This is a genomic window from Phyllobacterium lublinensis (assembly GCF_020164435.1).
In the GTDB taxonomy this organism is placed as follows: domain Bacteria; phylum Pseudomonadota; class Alphaproteobacteria; order Rhizobiales; family Rhizobiaceae; genus Phyllobacterium; species Phyllobacterium lublinensis.
Genome location: NZ_JAIUDQ010000001.1, coordinates 491017 through 508828 on the forward strand (window position 1 = coordinate 491017; position 17812 = coordinate 508828).

A 17812-nucleotide genomic window follows, 5' to 3' on the forward strand; every position below is an offset into this window, starting at 1 on the left:
TCGATTGTTTGAGGCGCTTGCGTATGTCTCTCAACAGCTTTTGTTGTCGTTTCAGCGCTCGACAATGGGCAAATGTAGATAGATCTCGCTTCCTGCCTTCGCACATCCTACCGCCAAAGTGTCAAGACACCGCTCTAATAGTGCTTTAGAAACGGATGTGGGCGGGGTTCCGAGCATCGGTGCGAACTCCGCCAACAATTCCTGCAGAGCGCCAGAGCGCAAATGTTCGTTGATCCGGTAAGAAAGCACGCGAATAATGCCGATACCGGCTAGCGCAGCCTGAATGGCAGCCTCTGTCGTGTTGACCGCGAGTTTGAGGCGGCTCGACGGCGAAAGCCGCGCCGTCCCGGCGGTATCGCCATTTCGGGGCGGTCGCGAAGCCCTGGAAGCTTATGCCATCATGCGTGCGAGGTCTTCCGGCTGATGCGGCACTCCTCGGCGGGCGAGATAGTCGGGGCTCGCCCAGATCACCCGGCGGACGGCACCAACCCGTGTTGCAATAATCGCGCTGTCCGGAAGGTGCCCGATCCGTAGGGCTACATCGACGTGCTCATCCGTCAGACTTAGCTGCCGATCAGTCAGGGTCAGCCGCAGGTTGACATCGGGTTGCTCTTTCAGGAATTCGAGCGCAATTGGCAGCAGATGGCGCTCGCCGAAGGCAATCGGCGCGGTCACGTGCATCCCGCCACGCAGCGCTCCATAATCGCCGCTGGCCTGCCGCTCCGCCGCGTCCAGTTCCTCGAGAATACGACGTGACGCGGCGACGAAGGCGCGCCCCTCTTCCGTCAAGGCGAGGCCGCGGCGGGTGCGCACGACCAAGCGAACGCCAAGATGCTTTTCAAGATCGGCCATTTTGCGGCTGACCGTGGCCAGCGGCGCATTCAGCCGCCGTGTCCCGGCAGAAACACTGCCGGCGTCGACCACCGCTAGCAGCACCGACATCGCTTCAAACCGATCCATCGAATCCTTCCGGAAATTGAGAGGAAAGTTTCCGCAATGGCAGGATACCCTATTGGTTGTGGATATCATAGCTTTCATCTCGCCCAGGGGATGCCGGCTGGCTCTCCGTATTTCCCATGATCCGGAGGAAGAAGTCATGCCTCATCTGTCACGTCGCGTCTTTATCAGCGCCCTTCCTCTAGTCCTCAGCGGAGGGAGCCTCCTCGGGGGAGGCCTGATCGGTGGCACTTCCGCGCCCGCCCTTGCCGAGACGCAGGATACCGTTAAGACGCCGGTCAGCGTTACTCCGCTAGCGCAGATCCGCATTGGCCGCTTCACGGTGACGGCCCTGACGGACGGGTATGCCGATATGCCTTATGACTACTTTCCGGGGCGCTCAGCGCCCGAGGTCGAGAGGGCGGCAAGCGCACAGTTTACCGCCCGGCCGACTGGGGTTCGGTTCCTCTTCAACCAATATCTCGTCGAGGATGGCGAGCGCCGCATCCTAATCGATGCCGGTGCGGCAGGTTCGATCGGGCAGACCGGACATTTACCACAGGCACTCGCCGCGCTCGGTCTGAAGCCCGACAAGATCGACGCGATCGTCGTAACGCATATGCACCAAGACCACATGGGTGGGCTGGTTCTGGGAGGTAAGAACAACTACCCCGGAGCCGAGCTTTATATCGATCGTCGCGACATCACTCACTGGACCGATCCGGCCAAGCGCAACGGCGCGCCTGATTACCTGCAGACGAGCTTCAGGATGGCAGAGGAGGTCGTGCGGCTATATCCGAGGCTCCAAGCGATCGACGGAGAGCGCGAGATAATGCGGGGCGTTTCGATCGTCGACTTGACCGGCCATACACCCGGCCATATCGGCGTGCGAATCGAAGATGGTGGGAAGAGCATGATCATGGTTTCGGATATGATTTTCCCGGTCGTACATCCGGCCGCGACCGACGTGTTCTTCCTGTTTGAGCAGGACCGTGCCGCTGCGAAAGCCATGCGTGATCGCTTCTTTCCGCGTGCCGCGTCGGAAGGCGCGCTCATCGCTGCCACGCACATGCCGTTCCCTGGGCTCGGTCGTGTCGTTGCTGATCATGGGGAGATGCGTTGGCAGGTCGCAGACTGGGCCTTGCAGGACTGATGTCTGTTTCCGGTGATCTTAAGGGTACAAATGCCAAGCACTGATTTCGGCTACCCAAGAAAGATCCGGGCTCGCCTGCCTGGGCAAGATGGGTTTCCAGCACGCATAGAACCTCAAGAACTTCAAGGCTGCTTTGCGCAAGCGGACTTCCCGATCCTATGCAGATGGAGGCGGGCACCTAAGGTTACGTTGAACACTCAGGCCGACCCCTGAAGCGAGCGGACCAACGTCGTTCGCGCCGAGGTCATGTGGCGCAGGCACGTGCGTTCGATTTCGTGCATGTCTCCGCTGAACAGTGCGTCGATGTAAGCGAGGTGCTCGCCGATCGCCGCCTCGTTACGCTCCAGTTCATCTTTTTTGTTCCACTGGTAGTGGTAGTGGAAGATCAGGGTGATGACGTCGTAAAAGTCGTCAATGAAACGGTTCGGCGCAGCGCGATTTATGAGGCGGTGCAGGCGATTGTCCAACCGCGAAAAATCGTGGAAGCGCCGGCCAATTTCCAAGAGCAACTGTTGGTGCGCCGTCTTCAGTTCGGCAAGTTCCGTCCACAAGGGGGAGTCATCGGGCAGTTCAGCGAAGAGGATGGCCGAGCGCATCTCGAACATGACGCGGATCTCGAAAAGCTCAAGCGCGAACTCCTCGGTAAATCCCTTGAACAGCCAGCCTGAGTTCTGTTTTTTCTCAATGAGCCCAAAACGGCTGAAGCGGATCAGGAATTCCCTAACGCCGTTTGTTGCCACGCCAAACTGTCTCGCCAGTTGCAACTCGTTGATGAGCGTGCCTGGCTGGGTATCCCCTCGCAGCATCCACTCCATGAACTGTTCTTCGACATGCTGGCGTTTCGACGTCGTCTCAGGATCAGGAAAATAATCGGATTCCTGAACGGGTCTGCCCGCACTCGGCCCGTTGCCGGACGCCTGCTTTATTCCGCGGACTTGAAGCTCGCCAAGCACCTTGCGAACGGTAGTGCGGCTGACGCCTATCCTTGCGCGCAGAGCGTTCTCAGACATCGCGCCAATAGCGATATCGCCGGCGTCCAGCAGTTGCAGCGTGCGGTTGAATGCTTTCTTGAAAACTGAATCGGGCTTCACAACTTTTGCCTGTATTTTTTTGGGTTGCTTATTACTTATAAAAAACAACTTGACGTTCGTCCAGTCGTGCGGCTTTTTATCGATAAGAATACAAGCCCCGGGTTGCATTGTCATCTAGGAGGTTGTGTTGACAGGCATGGACGAACCGCTTGATCCAGAAGTCGCTGAACAGCGAGCGTCCGCCGTTGCGAACAGCGAGCGCATAGCGGTTGCGATCTGCCTCAAGATGCTCGGTGCCGGCGCGATCCTCATATTGTTCGGACTCGTTCTGGCATTGAGCTTCTTGTCGCCGTATTTCTTGTCGCCGCGCAACCTCGGCAACATCCTGGCGCAGACCGCGGTGATTTGCGTCGTCGCCATGGGACAGCATCTGGTTATCCTGACCAAGGGGATTGATCTTTCGGTCGGATCAAACCTCGCACTAGCGTCCGTGCTCGGAGCGTTGAGTTTCCACGCCGGAGCTTCGACGCTGACGGTTGTTACCGTTATGGTCGCGGCCGGCGCGGCCGTCGGTGCAGTCAACGGACTGTTTTATGTCTACGGACGCCTGCCGCACCCGTTTATCATCACATTGGCGACGCTCAGCATAGCCAGAGGCATCGCCCTGCAGCTTGCCGACGGCCGCGCCATTCCTGGGATGCCGCCAGCCATCCGGAGCTTGGGCCAAGAGGCGTTTGCCGGGCTCCCCGGGTCGGTTTTCGTGGTCGCAGGGGTTGCGGGGCTGATGTTTGTCCTGACGCAGTCGACGGTCTGGGGCCGCTGGATGTATGCCGTAGGCGGCAGGGTCGATGCCGCCGTCCGCATGGGCATTCCGGTTTCCGCGGTCTTGGTTTCGACCTACCTCATTTCGGGAACTTGCGCAGGCATAGGAGCAGTACTTCTCGCCGGCCGCACCGATGCGGGATCGCCTCTGTTCGGCAGTCTACTGGAGCTCGACACCATAGCCGCGGTCATAATCGGCGGAGCGAGTTTTCTCGGGGGTCGCGGGCACATCGGCCACGCGTTGATCGGGGCGATTATGATCGGCGTGATCCGCAACGCCCTCAACCTGATGAACGTTGGGGTGTTTTACCAGCTGATCGTCATCGGCGTTGTCATCGTCGTCGCCGTCGAGGCTGACGTCCTACGCAACCATCTCGAGTCCCGCATGCGTGTGCTGCGGACGGAGACCGGGCCATGACACAGCACCAGCTCGCCGCACATCCGCAACATCCGGTACTGTCCGTCCGTGGCGCTTGCAAACGTTTCGGCTCGGTGGTTGCACTCGACGACGTCAGCATCGACGTCGATCGCGGCGAAATCCTCGCCCTGCTCGGAGACAACGGCGCGGGCAAATCCACGCTTATCAAGTGCATCAGCGGCGTTCACCGGCTGGACGCAGGCGAGGTCGTGATAGACGGCGCGGCCAACGTTCTGCGGTCGCCCGCCGACGCGCGGTCGGCCGGAATCGAGACTGTCTATCAAGACCTCGCGCTTTTCGACAACCTTACCCCGGCACAGAACTTCTTCGCCGGACGCGAGATCGCCGGTCCAAAATGGCTACCGCGCGCCATGCGCTTCCTCAACAAGCGGAGGATGGACGAGCAGACGCGCTCGTTGATCCAATCGCTCAACGTGTCGCTGCCCCACCTCAATGCGGTCGTGGCGTTGATGTCCGGAGGACAGCGCCAGGCCATTGCAGTCGCCCGCTCGGCAGTCTTTGCCCGCAAGGTGGTCATCCTGGACGAACCGACCGCGGCGCTCGGCCTGCGCGAATCTCGCAAGGTGCTCGACCTTATCGGCGCACTACGCGACCGCGGAAATGCGATCATTTTGATCACACACAACATGGAGCACGTGACGGAACTTGCCGGTCGGGCTGTGGTGCTCAGACAAGGGCGGAAAGTTGGCGAGCTCGTTCCGACACACGGCAACAAACAGGAACTGGTCTCGATGATCGTCGGGGCTTGAGCCGAAAAAATTGCGGGTTCAAAAGGCGGCCGCGAGGAGACCGCCAGGCCCGTCAAAACAGGGAGGAAGCGCGATGAAACTGAAGTTCTTTATGGGACCGGCGCTGGTCGCCGTCATGGCCAATCCGGTGGCTGCCGCCGAAAGCGTCAAGATCGGATTGATCACCAAATTTCCGGTTCCGTTCTATTCGACGATGGAGGAGGCCGCCAAAAAATACGCTGCCGACCACCTCGGGATCGAGCTCGTCACCGGCCAGGGTCAGTCGGCAACCGACATCGAAGGCCAAATCGCCCTGATAGAATCGATGGTCACGCAAGGCGTCAAGGGATTGGCGATCACGCCCGTCGACCCCACCGTCGCACCCGCGCTCGACAAGGCGGTCGCTGCCGGCATCAAGGTTGTGCTGGTCGACAACAGCATCCCGGGCTGGAAGGGCCAGACGGCGCTGGTTTCCACCAACAACCTCAACGGCGGCAAGATCGCCGGCGAGTTCCTGAAGACCAAGCTCAAGGATGGCGACAAGATTGCCATACTCGAAGGGGTGCCGGGTGTGCCGGCGCTGGACGAACGCGTGACCGGGATGATGGAGGGATTGGGCGGCGTCAAGGTCGATGTCGTCGCCAAGGGCGCAACCAACTGTACGCTCGAACTTGGAACCTCTGTCACCGAAGACATCCTGACTGCCAATCCGGACCTCAAAGCGATCTACGCGGCCTGTGGTCCGCCCATTCCGGGAGCCGTCAAGTCGCTCGCCAATGCGAACATTGCCAACGACAAAATCATTCTTGTGGGTTTTGACGCCTGTTGCGGCGAACTTGAAGCGATCAAAGCCGGAACGGAAGATGCAAGCGTCGCGCAGTTTCCCGCGAAGATGGGCGAGCTTGGCATTGCGACCGTGGTAAAGGCCATCCATGGTGACCCGGTAGACGCCAACGTCGACACGGGGGCGGGGCTCGTTACGTCGGAAAACGTCGAGGATTTCGAATAAACCAGAAGAGCCCGCCGGTATTCCGGCGGGCTCTTCCAAACGCATCTGAACTCGAGGATCGGCACGATGAAAGCCGTTGTCTGCGTTTCTCCCGGCAATCTCGTTCTCGAAGATCGTCCGGAACCGGAAACTCCGCCGAAGGGATGGGCCCTTTTGGCGGTGAAGCACGTTGGCATCTGCGGAACGGACTTTCACATTTTTGAGGGAAAGCATCCGTTCCTGGCCTATCCGCGCATTATGGGGCACGAGGTTTCCGGTACGGTGATCGCAGTTGGCGACGAAGTCGGCATTCCCGTCGGACAGGAGGTCTATGTCAATCCATATCTTGCCTGCGGCGAATGCGTCGCGTGCCGTCAGGGAAAACCGAACTGCTGCGTCAAAATCGAGGTGCTCGGCGTACACCGCGACGGTGGTATGTGCGAGCGGATGCTGGTTCCGGCCGGCAATCTCTATTCCACGGCCGGGCTTTCGCTAAGCGAGGCCGCGGCCGTGGAATTCCTGGCCATCGGCGCGCACGCCGTGCGTCGGTCTCTGGCGGAGAAGGGAAGACGGAGCCTTGTTATCGGCGCTGGGCCGATTGGTCTGGGCGTAGCCGTGTTTTCCAGGCTCGCGGGGTACGGGGTTGTGATTGCTGACGCCGCGCAGGACAGGCTGGAATTTGCCAAACGACAGCTTGATTTGGAAGCATTCGACATCTCGGAAAGATCTTCCTCGTGCACTGGCAATGACGGTTTCGACATCGTTTTCGACGCCACCGGCAATGCAAGGTCGATGGAATCGGCCTTCGGTTACGTTGCGCATGGCGGCTCGCTTGTCCTCGTCAGCATCGTCAAGGACATCATCCGGTTCTCTGATCCAGAGTTCCACAAACGCGAAATGATGCTGATCGGTAGCCGCAATGCATTACACGGAGACTTCGAGCACGTTGCAGCTTCGATCCTGAACGGTTCCGTTCCAGTCTCGAAGCTGGTGACCCACCGGACGTCACTGGAGCACATACCTGACGCTATGTCGCGGTGGACAATCGACAAGTCTGGCTTGGTCAAGGCCGTGATCGAAGTCGATGCTCACCCGTGAGGACCGCTGTTGATGTTGCGAGTAGCCTTTGTGCGGAATCGGTTGCGCCGCAAGATCGGACAGGAACCGTGCGACCACCGCCGCCGAAAGCGCCCGGCTCACCGGAGGGACTACCGCCCTTCGAACGCATTGCGTTCGTTTGCTGCAGGCGGGCGGGCGCGCTCGGCACTAATCAGGTAGGCATCTGTCAGAACCTAGCCGAGGATGATCTTCATCGCGACTGGACCGCCGGAATTTCCATCGGCGCGATCAAAGCTGCGCTCATCACAGGTTAATCCGCCCCGGAACCGCCGCGAAGCTCCAGCAGTTCTGGGAGTTTGTCACTTCAAGCGATCCATATCCGATATTCAACCATCAAGATTTTGAAAAGCGTCGAAGATCAAGACGTGCATTTAGTGGTCGGCGTTCGCTTTTAAACATGCGCAGGTTTGAACCATGCCGTGATTCAATGGAGTCCGGAAGATGTACTCTTTTCCAGCGATCGCTCGATGCGCTGGCGAAGTGCTGCTTGAACCGTCTCATCAAGCGGAAAGTTCCACATAATGCTGATTGCCGCTAGTTTGAAGGAAATTGGCAACCAGGCATAGAGTCCCGCCAAAACGTCTAGGGCAAGCTTTTCGGATTGGCCAGCACCGTGTGCGTCGAACCCCGACCATTGCAGGATGGGAAAAACCAAGCCGACTCCGATCGCGAGCGCCAGTTTGCTGGCAAGGTTCCATGCCGCAAAATAAATTCCCGTCCTTTGAACCCCAGAGCTGGCGGTGTCGATGTCAACAACGTCTGCCTGGATTGAAGCGGGGAGGGCGAGATCAAATCCCAAGAGCAGGCCTGTCAGGCCGCAAATCACGGCAAAGAGGCCAACGTCGCCTTTGTCGAGAAAGGGGGTGAACACAAATACCAGGCATGCACCGCACATTGCGTAGCACCATGCCCGGTGTTTACCGAACTTTGTTGCTGTCCAGGTAGCGATAGGCACACCTGCTATGCCGCAGAGAAAATACAGGAAAAGCAATGGACCCCGCATATTCGGGGCATCAAGCCGGTGCGACACAAAATAAAGAAACAGCGTGGCAGGAATGGCGTTGGCTAATCCGTTCAGCACGAAGGCCAACAGAAGGCGCAGAAACGTACCATTGTTAAGGATGGAACGCATTCCTTGCATTAAAGGCACGCTCTTGCTCGATCGGTTGCGCGGCTCGCTGACAAGAAATGCCGCAGCCAACCCCGCGGCCGGTAGCAGCAGCGCGACGACGATCCCGATCGCCGCAAGTCCGTGGAATGTTGAGTTGCTGCCGATTCCCACCGCAAACGGCAATACGATCGCAAGCAGAGTGCCGATCAATGTCGCACTTTCTCGAAATGCGGCGACCGTCGATCGTCCCCGATAATCGGTCTCAAGTTCCGCGCCCCAGACCGTCCAGGGCAGTATTGTCGCGGTATGTCCAATCGACAACACGCCACCCCAGAACAACAGATAAAGCGCGCCGGCGCTTGAGGGTGGCCAAAACACCATCAAGGCTGCAATCGAGGTTACGGGTATAGACAACAGGAACAGGGTGCGTCTGCGGCCGAAGGCAGGCGAAAAACGATCGGACAACCAGCCAATGACTGGGTCGCTGCCTGCATCGAGAAGCCGGATCATAAGCAGAATTGAGCCGAGTGTGGCGAGCGACAGTCCTGTGATCTCGCTGTAGAACGTTGGCACGATCATATAGAATGGTAGTGTAAGCGCCGCTATCGGGATGGCCGGAAGTGCATAGGCAGAGTAAACCAACCAACGGGCTTTGCTCGGGTTTGAACTGTTCATTCGCCTATGCGGGCCGTACCGACCTTGCCATCGTCACGAAGCCAGGAAAGTTTGCTTGCGCCAATCTTTCTTAACGCGAAACAGAACTGTCGACCATCATACCAGGTCGGCCACTTCTGGCACAGCACGTTCCCCTGCACCCACCATTTTCCAGTTTCCCGAGGTGTGAATATCCGCGCTACGGATATTCCAGAAATGTTGCCTACGACGTTTCCGTCTGTTTGGTAGATCAGGGGAAGTTCGACGCCGAAGGGTGTTGCAAGATAAATTCTTTGGCCGCTAACCAAATTCTTGATCTCTGTTCCCGACAAGTTCTGAGCGTTGCCAGGATTGCTTGGTGTTGTCACAACTAGAAGCGCGCCCAAAAAAGTGACAGTCTTCGATGGGATAAACATCGGCACATCCCTTTAGTAAGCAGCTTCTAGCTTGCGCTAAACATTGTAGCGTCACTTGCGGAACGACGTAGATACGTCGAAAATCAATCCTTGGATTGCTGCCAAATGAATTTTTAAGATCCGCCCATCAGGCTTGCCCAAACGCGCCCTCAAAGCCCTAAGGGTCCGCCAGCGAACAGTTCAGGCGCATTGATAATTGAGCAGTTGGTTATGAAAACCGCGCTTTGAGTTTCCTGGCCGCAACAGCATATCCGCCCGCGGCACCATCGATGAAATGCATGTGACCAGGTGCCAGTGGCGTTGGAACAAAGCACGTCATAAGTGCGGATTCTTGGCGATGGAGTCCGAACCTGCAAGTGCCGGTAGTTGCTGCGTTTTCGAGTAGGGTTTCAATACGGTTCAATCGACCAGCATCAAGGTCAATTGTCATCTTCAGCCCGTCCTCAAACTTTCGAAAGTCAGAATTGCGCGCAACTTCACGTTTATATTGTTTTGGATCAAATGCACCAACTCTCAATCCCATTTTATCAAGGGTGATGGCCACGCAAATTTCGCCGAAAATGGCGATCCTGTGGCGTAGACCCCAACCCCTCGACGCTCGTGCCCGTGCTTCTATTGCAATGCCTCGCGTCGTGAAGCTAATGGGCGGTCCCGCGGAAGGTATTGGATGAGATGATCTGTCCTGTTCGGAAGCAATTGATATCACTTCTGAGACTAGCGACCGGAACTGTTGATTGGTCGCAGTGCGACCGGGCATGGCTATGATCGAGACTATTTCGCCGTTGCGCGTTTCTATCGGGTCCCACCGACAGGATAAACCATGCAGATCTGGCATTGTACCGGATTGAGCCGCCTGGACCTTATACTTTCCGGCTTTCATTTGTGCTTCTGCCCAACTTGCACCACCACCAGCAAACATTGCGTACGCCACATCTCGACTGACCTTGTGCCGTGCCACCCTCACGTCCAGACCGGCTGCCCGTATGTCCGTCATAGGAACGATCGCAGCGCGCAAACGCAATTCCAGGACGTCGAGCACCCATGCCTGTACGGCCGCCAGTGCCAGCCGCGCTTTATCCGCCGCTGATGCAGGCAACGCAACCAGCGCTCCGTCGCCACCAAAGACAAAGGGGTAAGTGTGATTGCAAAGCGCATTGAGAAGCGCCGATATGACGCTCGCGCCAGCCATGTTCACAGCCTTGTATCGGCCTTCCTCGATTGCCCTGGTCGACTGTACGATATCCGCCAATGCCAGAAACCAATCTTCGGGTAGTGGCTCGTAGTGACGCATGTCGGCAACGCCTTCGAATTCCTCGAAGACCGACAGCGTATCAAAAAATTCATCGTTATTGCTCATCGACATATTGCCCGACAAAGGCTTCCGATACGAAAACGTCAAAAGTCGCGGAATTCGGGAGGCTCCGTAGCGTTGATGCTTACTCTTACATACGTCCAATCTGTATTGTTGGATCCCACAACAACTGTGCCAAGCTTCTGCTGCAGCCCATGTTCTGCAACCTGAATTCCTTTGCGAAGGAAGACTCGGCAAGTCTGGGTTGTCGTTCTACGACGCATATGGGGTGCGGTTGTCGCGGGCAAAGGGTCGCGTCGACTACCAGAAGTCACGCTATTTGTACGGTCGTGGTGTTCTCGCATTCAACAAGTTTGCAATTGCGGCCGTGAGTGGCGCCATTGGTATTGGCTTTGTCAGCATGACGCTGCCAGGTAAGCCCTTATGCGACCAATCGCCGACGTCGTCGGCGCTCAAGTATATAACCGGCAGGTCTACTACGCGTTGTCTGGCACGGCTGGCAACAGCCCAACCATCTGGACCCCGCCCAAGCCTGATATCTGTTATCACGCCGTCGATTTGCAGCTTCAATCTGTTTGGTAGCGTCAAGACCATCCTCAGCTATCAAAACTTGAAATCCGGCGTCACTCAGTGCTTCTTCGACGACCAAGGCAATTAGTGGTGTGTCCTCAACGACCAGCAACAGAGGCGTTTCGATGGGTTCGTCGGCAAGCGTGCTCATTATTCGGCCCGATAGCTTGTTCCTTACGCATATACGTCCTTCCAAACGGTTTAGCCGGAAATGGGTAGGGGGACTCGCGCGATAAGAATACTACCAGCGCGTCAAGGAGTCCGTAGGTTGCGGTAATGGTGCTACCAACCCACCGAGTGGCCCTCGTAATCCAGGAAAGTTCCGGTTTGAGCGGCAGTCATGTGGTCAATGACGTTCAAGAGTGTTGTGGCTGCGGCTGCCGGTTCTAATTTTATGCGATGGGAGGTAAAGGGACGGCTTAGTCTCGTGTCGACCGTGCCGGGATGTAGGGCAACGCAAACAGATTCAGGGCGCGATCGAGCAAGCTCGATGGAGGCGGTTTTGACAATCTGATTCAGCGCCGCTTTCGATGCGCGATAGGATATCCATCCCCCAAGCCGATTGTCGGATATCGAGCCGACTCGCGCAGACAAAACGGCAACGACGGCCTTTGATTGCTTTCGAATGAGCGGGGAAAAATGTTTCAAGAGCAACGCTGGACCAATTGCATTCACGCGAAATATTTGCGCCATGCTTTCACCGTCCAATGCACTCAGCGACTTCTCAGGCCTGGAGCCAGAAAGACTGAGTATGCCCGTTGCAACGATAAGCAGATCAATACATTCGACACGCGCCCGGAGATCCTCGGCTACATTTACAATCGAATTCTCATTGGCGAGTTCAAATTGCGGGAAGGTGATCCGGTCCACACCTTGGACGACGTTGCAGCGTGCATCAATCTTCAAGGCATTGAATAGCGCGCCACCGATACCGCCGTTCGATCCGACGACGACCGCGTTGTAGCTATATCGGAGAGTTTGCATTGGAGACCTGGTGTTGGGGCGTAGACTTATTTTCGGAACACAACGCGGGTGCGCGCCACAGGAAATCCGTACTTGCTCACCCAGGCACTGTTGATAAGGACGCCGTTGCTCATCCACTTCATGGTATCGTGAAAACGGACGCGGTTTTTCCTGTTGTCGGCGTCCAGATAGACATCGTAGCTGAAACGCGCAGTATCCCCCCTCACGGTCACAAGGGTCTGACCGACGACATCCTCTCTTGTGCCAACGTAGGTTGTGGGACTTGTCTTTAGGAACCTCCAGGTTTTGATGTCTTTTTCACCATCCGAATACGTGAAATTCTCTTTGAGGGTCAGTAGCTTGCCATTCCATTTTCCGGTCAGGAGAACCGTAAAGCTTTTTCGAACGCCGTTTATTGCGCTGAACTTTCCTTGCGCACGGGTAGTTCCCACGAAATATTTCTCTAAGACAAGGTCTTTCGCCGAGCTTGTCGCTGGAACGGCAAAACCTGCAATCAACACGGCTATAGCTATCATCAGGCGCAATGGCTTATCTTCCGTCCTTGTTGTCGAGGGCCACGATAGTCCAATGCCATGACGCGCGCCCCCGGGAATCCTTGAGTTTACAATTTCGGCAAAAGCACTTTATTGATGACGTGAATAACTCCGTTTGATTGATTGACGTCCGCAATTGTCTGCGTCTGCAGCAACGACGTGACAGGTCAATATTTGGGCCGGCTTCTCCTTGTTTTCGGGCTTAAGCAATACTTCCACGGTGCCATCGGGCAACGCCTTAAAGGCATCGTTCGTTGGTGCGAAGACTGTAAATGGGCCTTTCCCTTGTAGTGTGTCTACCAAACCGGCTGCCTTGGCCGCGGCCACAAGGGTTGTGTGGTCTTTCGAATTAACGGCGTTTTCGGCGATGGTTTTGTCCTCAAACATTGCAGAGCCACCAACTTTAGGGTTGTCCGCAAGTGCGGACCCCGAAATGAGGAATGTGGCGACGGCGAGAAGTCGGAACAGCTTTATAGACATCGGTTTCTCGCTACGGTTCCATTCAATTCATTCCGATTTTCCGGAACAATATCGGTACGTGAGAAATTGATGTCTGGATTTGCTTCACAACGAACTTTCAAATCTGTTGATCCTGTCCGAGCGCGCCTCCTGCTGCTTCAAGCAGACAGCCAGAAGAATCCATAATCACGTTCTCTCGTATCAGGATACAACTAACGGTTGGGTACCGTTCCGCTAGAGCAGCCACAATTGAACATCAGATCACATGATTTCTTACAGTGAGACATTAATCTGTTGATCCGATCCAATTCTAACGTCGTAGAACGACGAGAGTATTCTGACAAACAGTGCCCGCGCTGCTGCATCAGTACCGAGTGGGTTCGGCGTCGAACATTCGACAACCGCTGTTCAGATCAACTAACTTGATCAATTTGATTGAAAGTCTCGGCAGCAGAATGCTAACACGACGGTCAGTTATCTCGAGAAGGGAGAACTGAAATGAGGCAAATCAGTTTATTTGGGTTGAATATTTGACGTGCCGAGAATGCGAGAAGACGAGGTTCTTCGTTGCGAGTGATCTTGCCACCGTGAACGGCCATGGTCGTACGTTCAGAAGCCTGAAATTCCGCTGCCGGGAATGTGATGTCGTCGACTGTGAAGTGGTACCGTTTGAAGACGACCGTGACCGGGTTCACAAGAAGCGGACCGTCTGGCGACCGATACAGATGTAGCCATAGTGATGTCTCTCGATACCCTCGGCGCATTGATCGTTACTGATCATATTCTGCGCGCCTGCTGTCTTTTGCGCCCACATCGCGGTCACTGCGCTGACGACGTCCGCATCCTGCAAGCGGCCATCGTTAGTTCCCTCGCTTGAAGGCCACGCTACTGCTTATTTCCATCGCGAGGCGGTGTCCTTGATAAACGTCCATGCTTGGCGGTGGCGTGGGTGATCCAACGATCGAGCTTGGGCGAGAGTGCTCTTTCGAGCGAGTGCGCCACATGTCCTTGGCCAGCATCTACCTAAATCATGCCAGAAATCAAGTCGGTCAGAATTGACGCTCATCGTACCGGTCCTTAGCGATAGCGCCGTCATGCCATAGACACCTAAGTGCACTATCAAGATCGACGCTCTTGAATGAGTATTGTCTCTCAACAACGATGAGGAGACTTTTTATGGCCCACGCAGAACAAGTACGCGGCGACGTTGAACTTCCGACTGCTGCGAGAATAGATATGAAGCTCGAAGTAGTAGTCATTCCGGTTTCTGACCCTGATAGGGCCAAGCTATTCTATAGCAGCCTAGGTTGGCGCCTCGACATCGATTTCAAAGGCGACAACTATCGCGTTATCCAATTCACACCACCTGGCTCCGAATGTTCGGTCATAATCGGTAGAAACATAAGTGCGGCGAATCCCGGTTCAGCGCAAGGGCTCCACCTGGTCGTCTCGGACATCGTGGCTGCGCGCAGCGACCTGATAAGCCGCGGCATTGAGGTCAGCGAACCATTCCACGATATCGGGGGCATATTTCATCATTCTGACGGAACGGGAATAAAAGACGGACCTAACCCCGACAGAAAGAGTTACGCGTCATACGTTTCATTCAGTGATCCGGACGGAAACGGCTGGGTACTGCAAGAAATCACGGCGCGCCTTCCCGGGCTACCTGATGATACCGGGTTTACCGCGCAGCTGCACGAAGCGGTATGGGGTGGAAATACCTAACCGCTTCAGCCCTAACGCGTCACAAGCGGGCGTTCAGAAGAATGCGGACAATTTCCTTCGGAAACTGCTTTCCACGGCACCCGACGACTCTTTGGGCGTCATTTGGGTGTGCATGTAGCCGGCAGTTTGAACAAAATCCTGGTTCATCGTGGAGATTGGCGTCTGACATGAATGCGCTCCATGAACCGACCAAAAACCCGGGACGTGGGGCGCCCCTATGCTCGACCCGAGCAACTGCGTGGCCGAGCTTTCCTTGATCCCGCCTGCTGGATTTATCGAAATTCCGGCAAGCCTGTCGAGAGTTGCGGCAAACTGTCCTCAAGAGTCAAGAATATCACTCGTCCTCAAGATATCGTCTTCCGGGATCTGCGCGCGGTGTTCGCACACGCAGTCTTGAAGCCGTAAGGGAGGGGGAGCAAGAGGTTCTTCCGAGGATATCCGCGTCGGTTCCGCCGATCGGTTGCTGCAGCGATGATTTAAAAGGCAAGGAGTCCTCCCCCCAAGTGTTGTTGGCCTTGTTGCAGCACTCGCACCATGCTCTTGGTTTCGAAGAAGGGAAGTTTGCTTGAGACGCGAGGCGTTGGCAGTAGTGGCGGACGCTCATGGCTTTCCGTCTTCACCCCGATGTTGGGTTGTTCTACGATTTGGGCAACTTGATCCGTGATGCGGGTCAACTCAGGCAAGGATGTTGCCTCCATCTTTTGTAACATTCTGGCACGATGAGCCTTCACGGTGATCTCACTTATTCCTAAATCCCAACCAATTTGCTTGTTCAAGCGGCCTGCGGCAACCATCCACATCACTTGGCGCTCGCGCCCTGTGAGGGTGTTATACCGCGCCTTAAGTGCTGACAGCCGCCGGTTCTCATCATTCCACTTACGGTCGCAGGCCAGCGCGGTCTCTACGGATTGATGGAGTTCCTCGTCGGAGCAAGGCCTGCCAAGGAAGTCGATTGCACCATTTTTCATTGCCGCCACCGACATCGATATATTTCCGAACTCGGCCACAAAAATGATGGGAATGAACACATTTGCCGCCGAAAGACGCCGCTGGAAATCGAGGCAATCGCGACCGGGACCTGTGCCCAGGATCAGGCAGAGAATCCCGATCGGCCTGCCGTGAAGGAGATGCTCCGGCATCTCCCCTGTGACGGTCATCCCGATGCCAGATGCTTCGAGGAGCTTTCCCAGGGGCGCCCAGTCAGCGGACACGTCGTCCACAACGATGACCGAAGCACGGTCTGTTCGGGCGGGTGCGGTTCTATTTGAGTGTCCGGTAATTATTTGGCGAATGTGAGCACTTTCCATGTCGTCCTCCTGTTCGGCAGAAAGAGATGCGCACACTGCGCTGTAGTCGTTGCTATTGTCTCCTTCGGCAATGACAGTGTCGCTATGTGGTAATGAAAAGTCCTTGGGTTAATTCTGAAGATTCCTGAATCAGGTTTCCTTAACAAGCAGTGCGGCGGTCTGAAAACTTCCAGACCGCCGCACACACCCAGACGCGTTATAGCGAAACCAATTACCCTGTTCGTACTGATCGGAATGCCGTTCGTAATTCTTCACAGAATACGGTTGTTTGCTCCCACGCGGCAAAGTGCCCGCCCTTCGTGAGTTTGTTGTAGTGGATTAGGTTTGGATATGCCCGCTTTGTCCACGTCAGGGGAGCCGCATAGATCTCGTCGGGAAAGACACTGACCGCGACAGGAATTTTGACGTTTTTTACTGCAAAAAATGACAACTTGTTCTCCCAGTACAGCCGGGCAGACGATACTGCCGTATTCGTGAGCCAGTAGAGGGTTACGTTGTCAAGAATGTCGTCGCGTGTGAGGCCTTCCGCCGTGCCGTCAAAGACGCGTGCGATTAGATCGTAGCTGCGAATGTCATGGTCAATCATCCAGGCCGCGAGACCGACAGGCGAATCCGCTATACCAATGAGCGTTTGCGGTCGGTTCGCCATCTCGATCGCGTAACCGAGGCCGTGCTTGTAGAACTCGGCGAGCTGGTCATAAGCGTGTTCCTCCTCTTCCGAAAGGCCTGCAGGTTTTGTGCCGCCTGGCTGAAGCGCGTCCGCAATTTCATCTGGAACGGTTGCGGGCATGTTGACGTGGATGCCCAGAAGTTCCGGAGGGGCGATCAAGGCCATCTGTTCTGACACGGCGTCTCCCCAATCACCGCCTTGGGCGACATACTTCGTGTACCCAATGCGCTTCATCAGCTCTATCCAGGCAAGCGCGATACGAACCGGATCCCAACCTTTCTCTGTAGGTTTTCCGGAGAAGCCATGACCAGGCATTGAGGGTATTACGACGTCAAAGGCGTCTGATGCCGAACCGCCATGAGCGGTTGGATTCGTCAGCGGTTCGATGATTTTCATCTGTTCGATGATTGACCCCGGCCAACCGTGCGTCACGATGATCGGCAAGGCCCCACTATGCTTCGACCGGACGTGAATGAAGTGGATGTCGACGCCATCAATTTCAGTCGTGAACTGGGGTAGGGCGTTAAGTTTGGCTTCGACCGTTCTCCAATTGTATTCCTTCAGCCAATATGTTGCGAGTTTTTGGATGGTCGCGGACTGAACGCCCTGAGTGTTATCATCAACAAGTTCCGGCTCCGGAAAGCGCGTCAGCTTGATCCGTTGACGAAGGTGATGGAGCTCTGCATCGGTGGCCTTGAATTTAAACGGGCGAATGTCTGTGGCCGCGGGCTTCGCGTTGGCAAGCTGGATCGGCATCATGCTAAGCGCGCATGCGGCGGTGGCTGACGTCAGTAGGGTGCGGCGGGTGAGGGTCTCGGATACTTTTGACATTGCGCTCTCCTTCGTGTGGAA

Annotated in this window: 16 protein-coding genes and 2 pseudogenes; 8 read left to right on the forward strand and 10 right to left on the reverse strand. The window is 56.0% G+C overall.

Annotation, left to right across the window (positions count from 1 at the left end; genetic code table 11):
* Positions 1-177: 177 nt before the first annotated feature.
* Positions 178-960 (reverse strand): annotated as a pseudogene (locus K9U38_RS02525) (LysR family transcriptional regulator); the annotation flags it as partial.
* A 136-nt stretch (positions 961-1096) separates the two neighbouring features.
* On the opposite strand from K9U38_RS02525, the gene K9U38_RS02530 reads away from it, so the two are divergent.
* Positions 1097-2089 (forward strand): MBL fold metallo-hydrolase, encoded by a 993-nt coding sequence (locus K9U38_RS02530; protein ID WP_224492749.1) that lies wholly within the window; start codon positions 1097-1099, stop codon positions 2087-2089.
* Positions 2090-2286: 197 nt separating this feature from the next.
* Here K9U38_RS02530 and K9U38_RS02535 read toward each other — a convergent pair whose 3' ends face one another.
* Positions 2287-3180, reverse strand: coding sequence for a GntR family transcriptional regulator (locus K9U38_RS02535; RefSeq protein ID WP_224492866.1), 894 nt, complete (start codon positions 3178-3180; stop codon positions 2287-2289).
* A gap of 226 nt (positions 3181-3406) precedes the next feature.
* Between K9U38_RS02535 and K9U38_RS02540 the strand changes: the two genes are divergently transcribed.
* The 5 genes from K9U38_RS02540 to K9U38_RS02560 all read left to right on the forward strand — a co-directional run bounded on the left by K9U38_RS02540 (position 3407) and on the right by K9U38_RS02560 (position 7470).
* Positions 3407-4360 (forward strand): ABC transporter permease, encoded by a 954-nt coding sequence (locus tag K9U38_RS02540; RefSeq protein ID WP_224492867.1) that lies wholly within the window; start codon positions 3407-3409, stop codon positions 4358-4360.
* On the forward strand, positions 4357-5130 hold the full coding sequence (locus K9U38_RS02545; RefSeq protein ID WP_224492750.1) for an ATP-binding cassette domain-containing protein: 774 nt from the start codon (positions 4357-4359) through the stop codon (positions 5128-5130). Before K9U38_RS02540 ends, K9U38_RS02545 begins: the two co-directional genes overlap by 4 nt.
* 73 nt (positions 5131-5203) lie before the next feature.
* A complete protein-coding gene (locus K9U38_RS02550) occupies positions 5204-6118 on the forward strand; it encodes a sugar ABC transporter substrate-binding protein (RefSeq protein WP_224492751.1) in 915 nt (304 codons plus the stop codon).
* Positions 6119-6184: 66 nt separating this feature from the next.
* On the forward strand, positions 6185-7195 hold the full coding sequence (locus tag K9U38_RS02555; protein ID WP_224492752.1) for a zinc-binding alcohol dehydrogenase family protein: 1011 nt from the start codon (positions 6185-6187) through the stop codon (positions 7193-7195).
* A gap of 68 nt (positions 7196-7263) precedes the next feature.
* Positions 7264-7470, forward strand: a complete 207-nt coding sequence (locus K9U38_RS02560; protein WP_224492753.1) for a hypothetical protein — start codon at positions 7264-7266, stop codon at positions 7468-7470.
* A 170-nt stretch (positions 7471-7640) separates the two neighbouring features.
* On the opposite strand, the gene K9U38_RS02565 is transcribed toward K9U38_RS02560, so the two are convergent.
* The 3 genes from K9U38_RS02565 to K9U38_RS02575 all read right to left on the reverse strand — a co-directional run bounded on the left by K9U38_RS02565 (position 7641) and on the right by K9U38_RS02575 (position 10760).
* A complete protein-coding gene (locus K9U38_RS02565; protein WP_224492754.1) occupies positions 7641-9002 on the reverse strand; it encodes an MFS transporter in 1362 nt (453 codons plus the stop codon).
* On the reverse strand, positions 8999-9397 hold the full coding sequence (locus tag K9U38_RS02570) for a hypothetical protein (RefSeq protein WP_224492755.1): 399 nt from the start codon (positions 9395-9397) through the stop codon (positions 8999-9001). The genes K9U38_RS02565 and K9U38_RS02570 overlap by 4 nt, the downstream gene beginning before the upstream one ends.
* Before the next feature lie 208 nt (positions 9398-9605).
* Positions 9606-10760 carry a DUF3095 domain-containing protein gene (locus tag K9U38_RS02575; protein WP_224492868.1) on the reverse strand — a complete coding sequence of 385 codons (1155 nt, stop codon included), beginning with the start codon at positions 10758-10760 and terminating at the stop codon, positions 9606-9608.
* A gap of 193 nt (positions 10761-10953) precedes the next feature.
* On the opposite strand from K9U38_RS02575, the gene K9U38_RS02580 reads away from it, so the two are divergent.
* Positions 10954-11367, forward strand: a complete 414-nt coding sequence (locus K9U38_RS02580) for a hypothetical protein (RefSeq protein WP_224492756.1) — start codon at positions 10954-10956, stop codon at positions 11365-11367.
* 194 nt (positions 11368-11561) lie between these two features.
* Here K9U38_RS02580 and K9U38_RS02585 read toward each other — a convergent pair whose 3' ends face one another.
* The 3 genes and pseudogenes from K9U38_RS02585 to K9U38_RS02595 form a co-directional block, all read right to left on the reverse strand.
* Positions 11562-12380: an SDR family NAD(P)-dependent oxidoreductase gene (locus K9U38_RS02585; RefSeq protein ID WP_224492757.1), complete on the reverse strand. Its 819-nt coding sequence runs from the start codon at positions 12378-12380 to the stop codon at positions 11562-11564.
* Positions 12290-12778: a DUF3833 family protein gene (locus K9U38_RS02590; RefSeq protein ID WP_224492869.1), complete on the reverse strand. Its 489-nt coding sequence runs from the start codon at positions 12776-12778 to the stop codon at positions 12290-12292. Before K9U38_RS02590 ends, K9U38_RS02585 begins: the two co-directional genes overlap by 91 nt.
* 86 nt (positions 12779-12864) lie before the next feature.
* A pseudogene (locus K9U38_RS02595) lies at positions 12865-13276 on the reverse strand (fasciclin domain-containing protein).
* Between the two features lie 1155 nt (positions 13277-14431).
* Here K9U38_RS02595 and K9U38_RS02600 point away from each other — a divergent pair.
* Positions 14432-14983 carry a VOC family protein gene (locus K9U38_RS02600; RefSeq protein WP_224492758.1) on the forward strand — a complete coding sequence of 184 codons (552 nt, stop codon included), beginning with the start codon at positions 14432-14434 and terminating at the stop codon, positions 14981-14983.
* Between the two features lie 476 nt (positions 14984-15459).
* Here the strand turns inward: K9U38_RS02600 and K9U38_RS02605 are convergent, their stop codons facing one another.
* Both K9U38_RS02605 and K9U38_RS02610 read right to left on the reverse strand, forming a co-directional pair.
* Positions 15460-16290 carry a response regulator transcription factor gene (locus tag K9U38_RS02605; RefSeq protein WP_224492759.1) on the reverse strand — a complete coding sequence of 277 codons (831 nt, stop codon included), beginning with the start codon at positions 16288-16290 and terminating at the stop codon, positions 15460-15462.
* 211 nt (positions 16291-16501) lie between these two features.
* Positions 16502-17791, reverse strand: coding sequence for an epoxide hydrolase family protein (locus K9U38_RS02610; RefSeq protein WP_224492760.1), 1290 nt, complete (start codon positions 17789-17791; stop codon positions 16502-16504).
* Between the last annotated feature and the right edge of the window lie 21 nt (positions 17792-17812).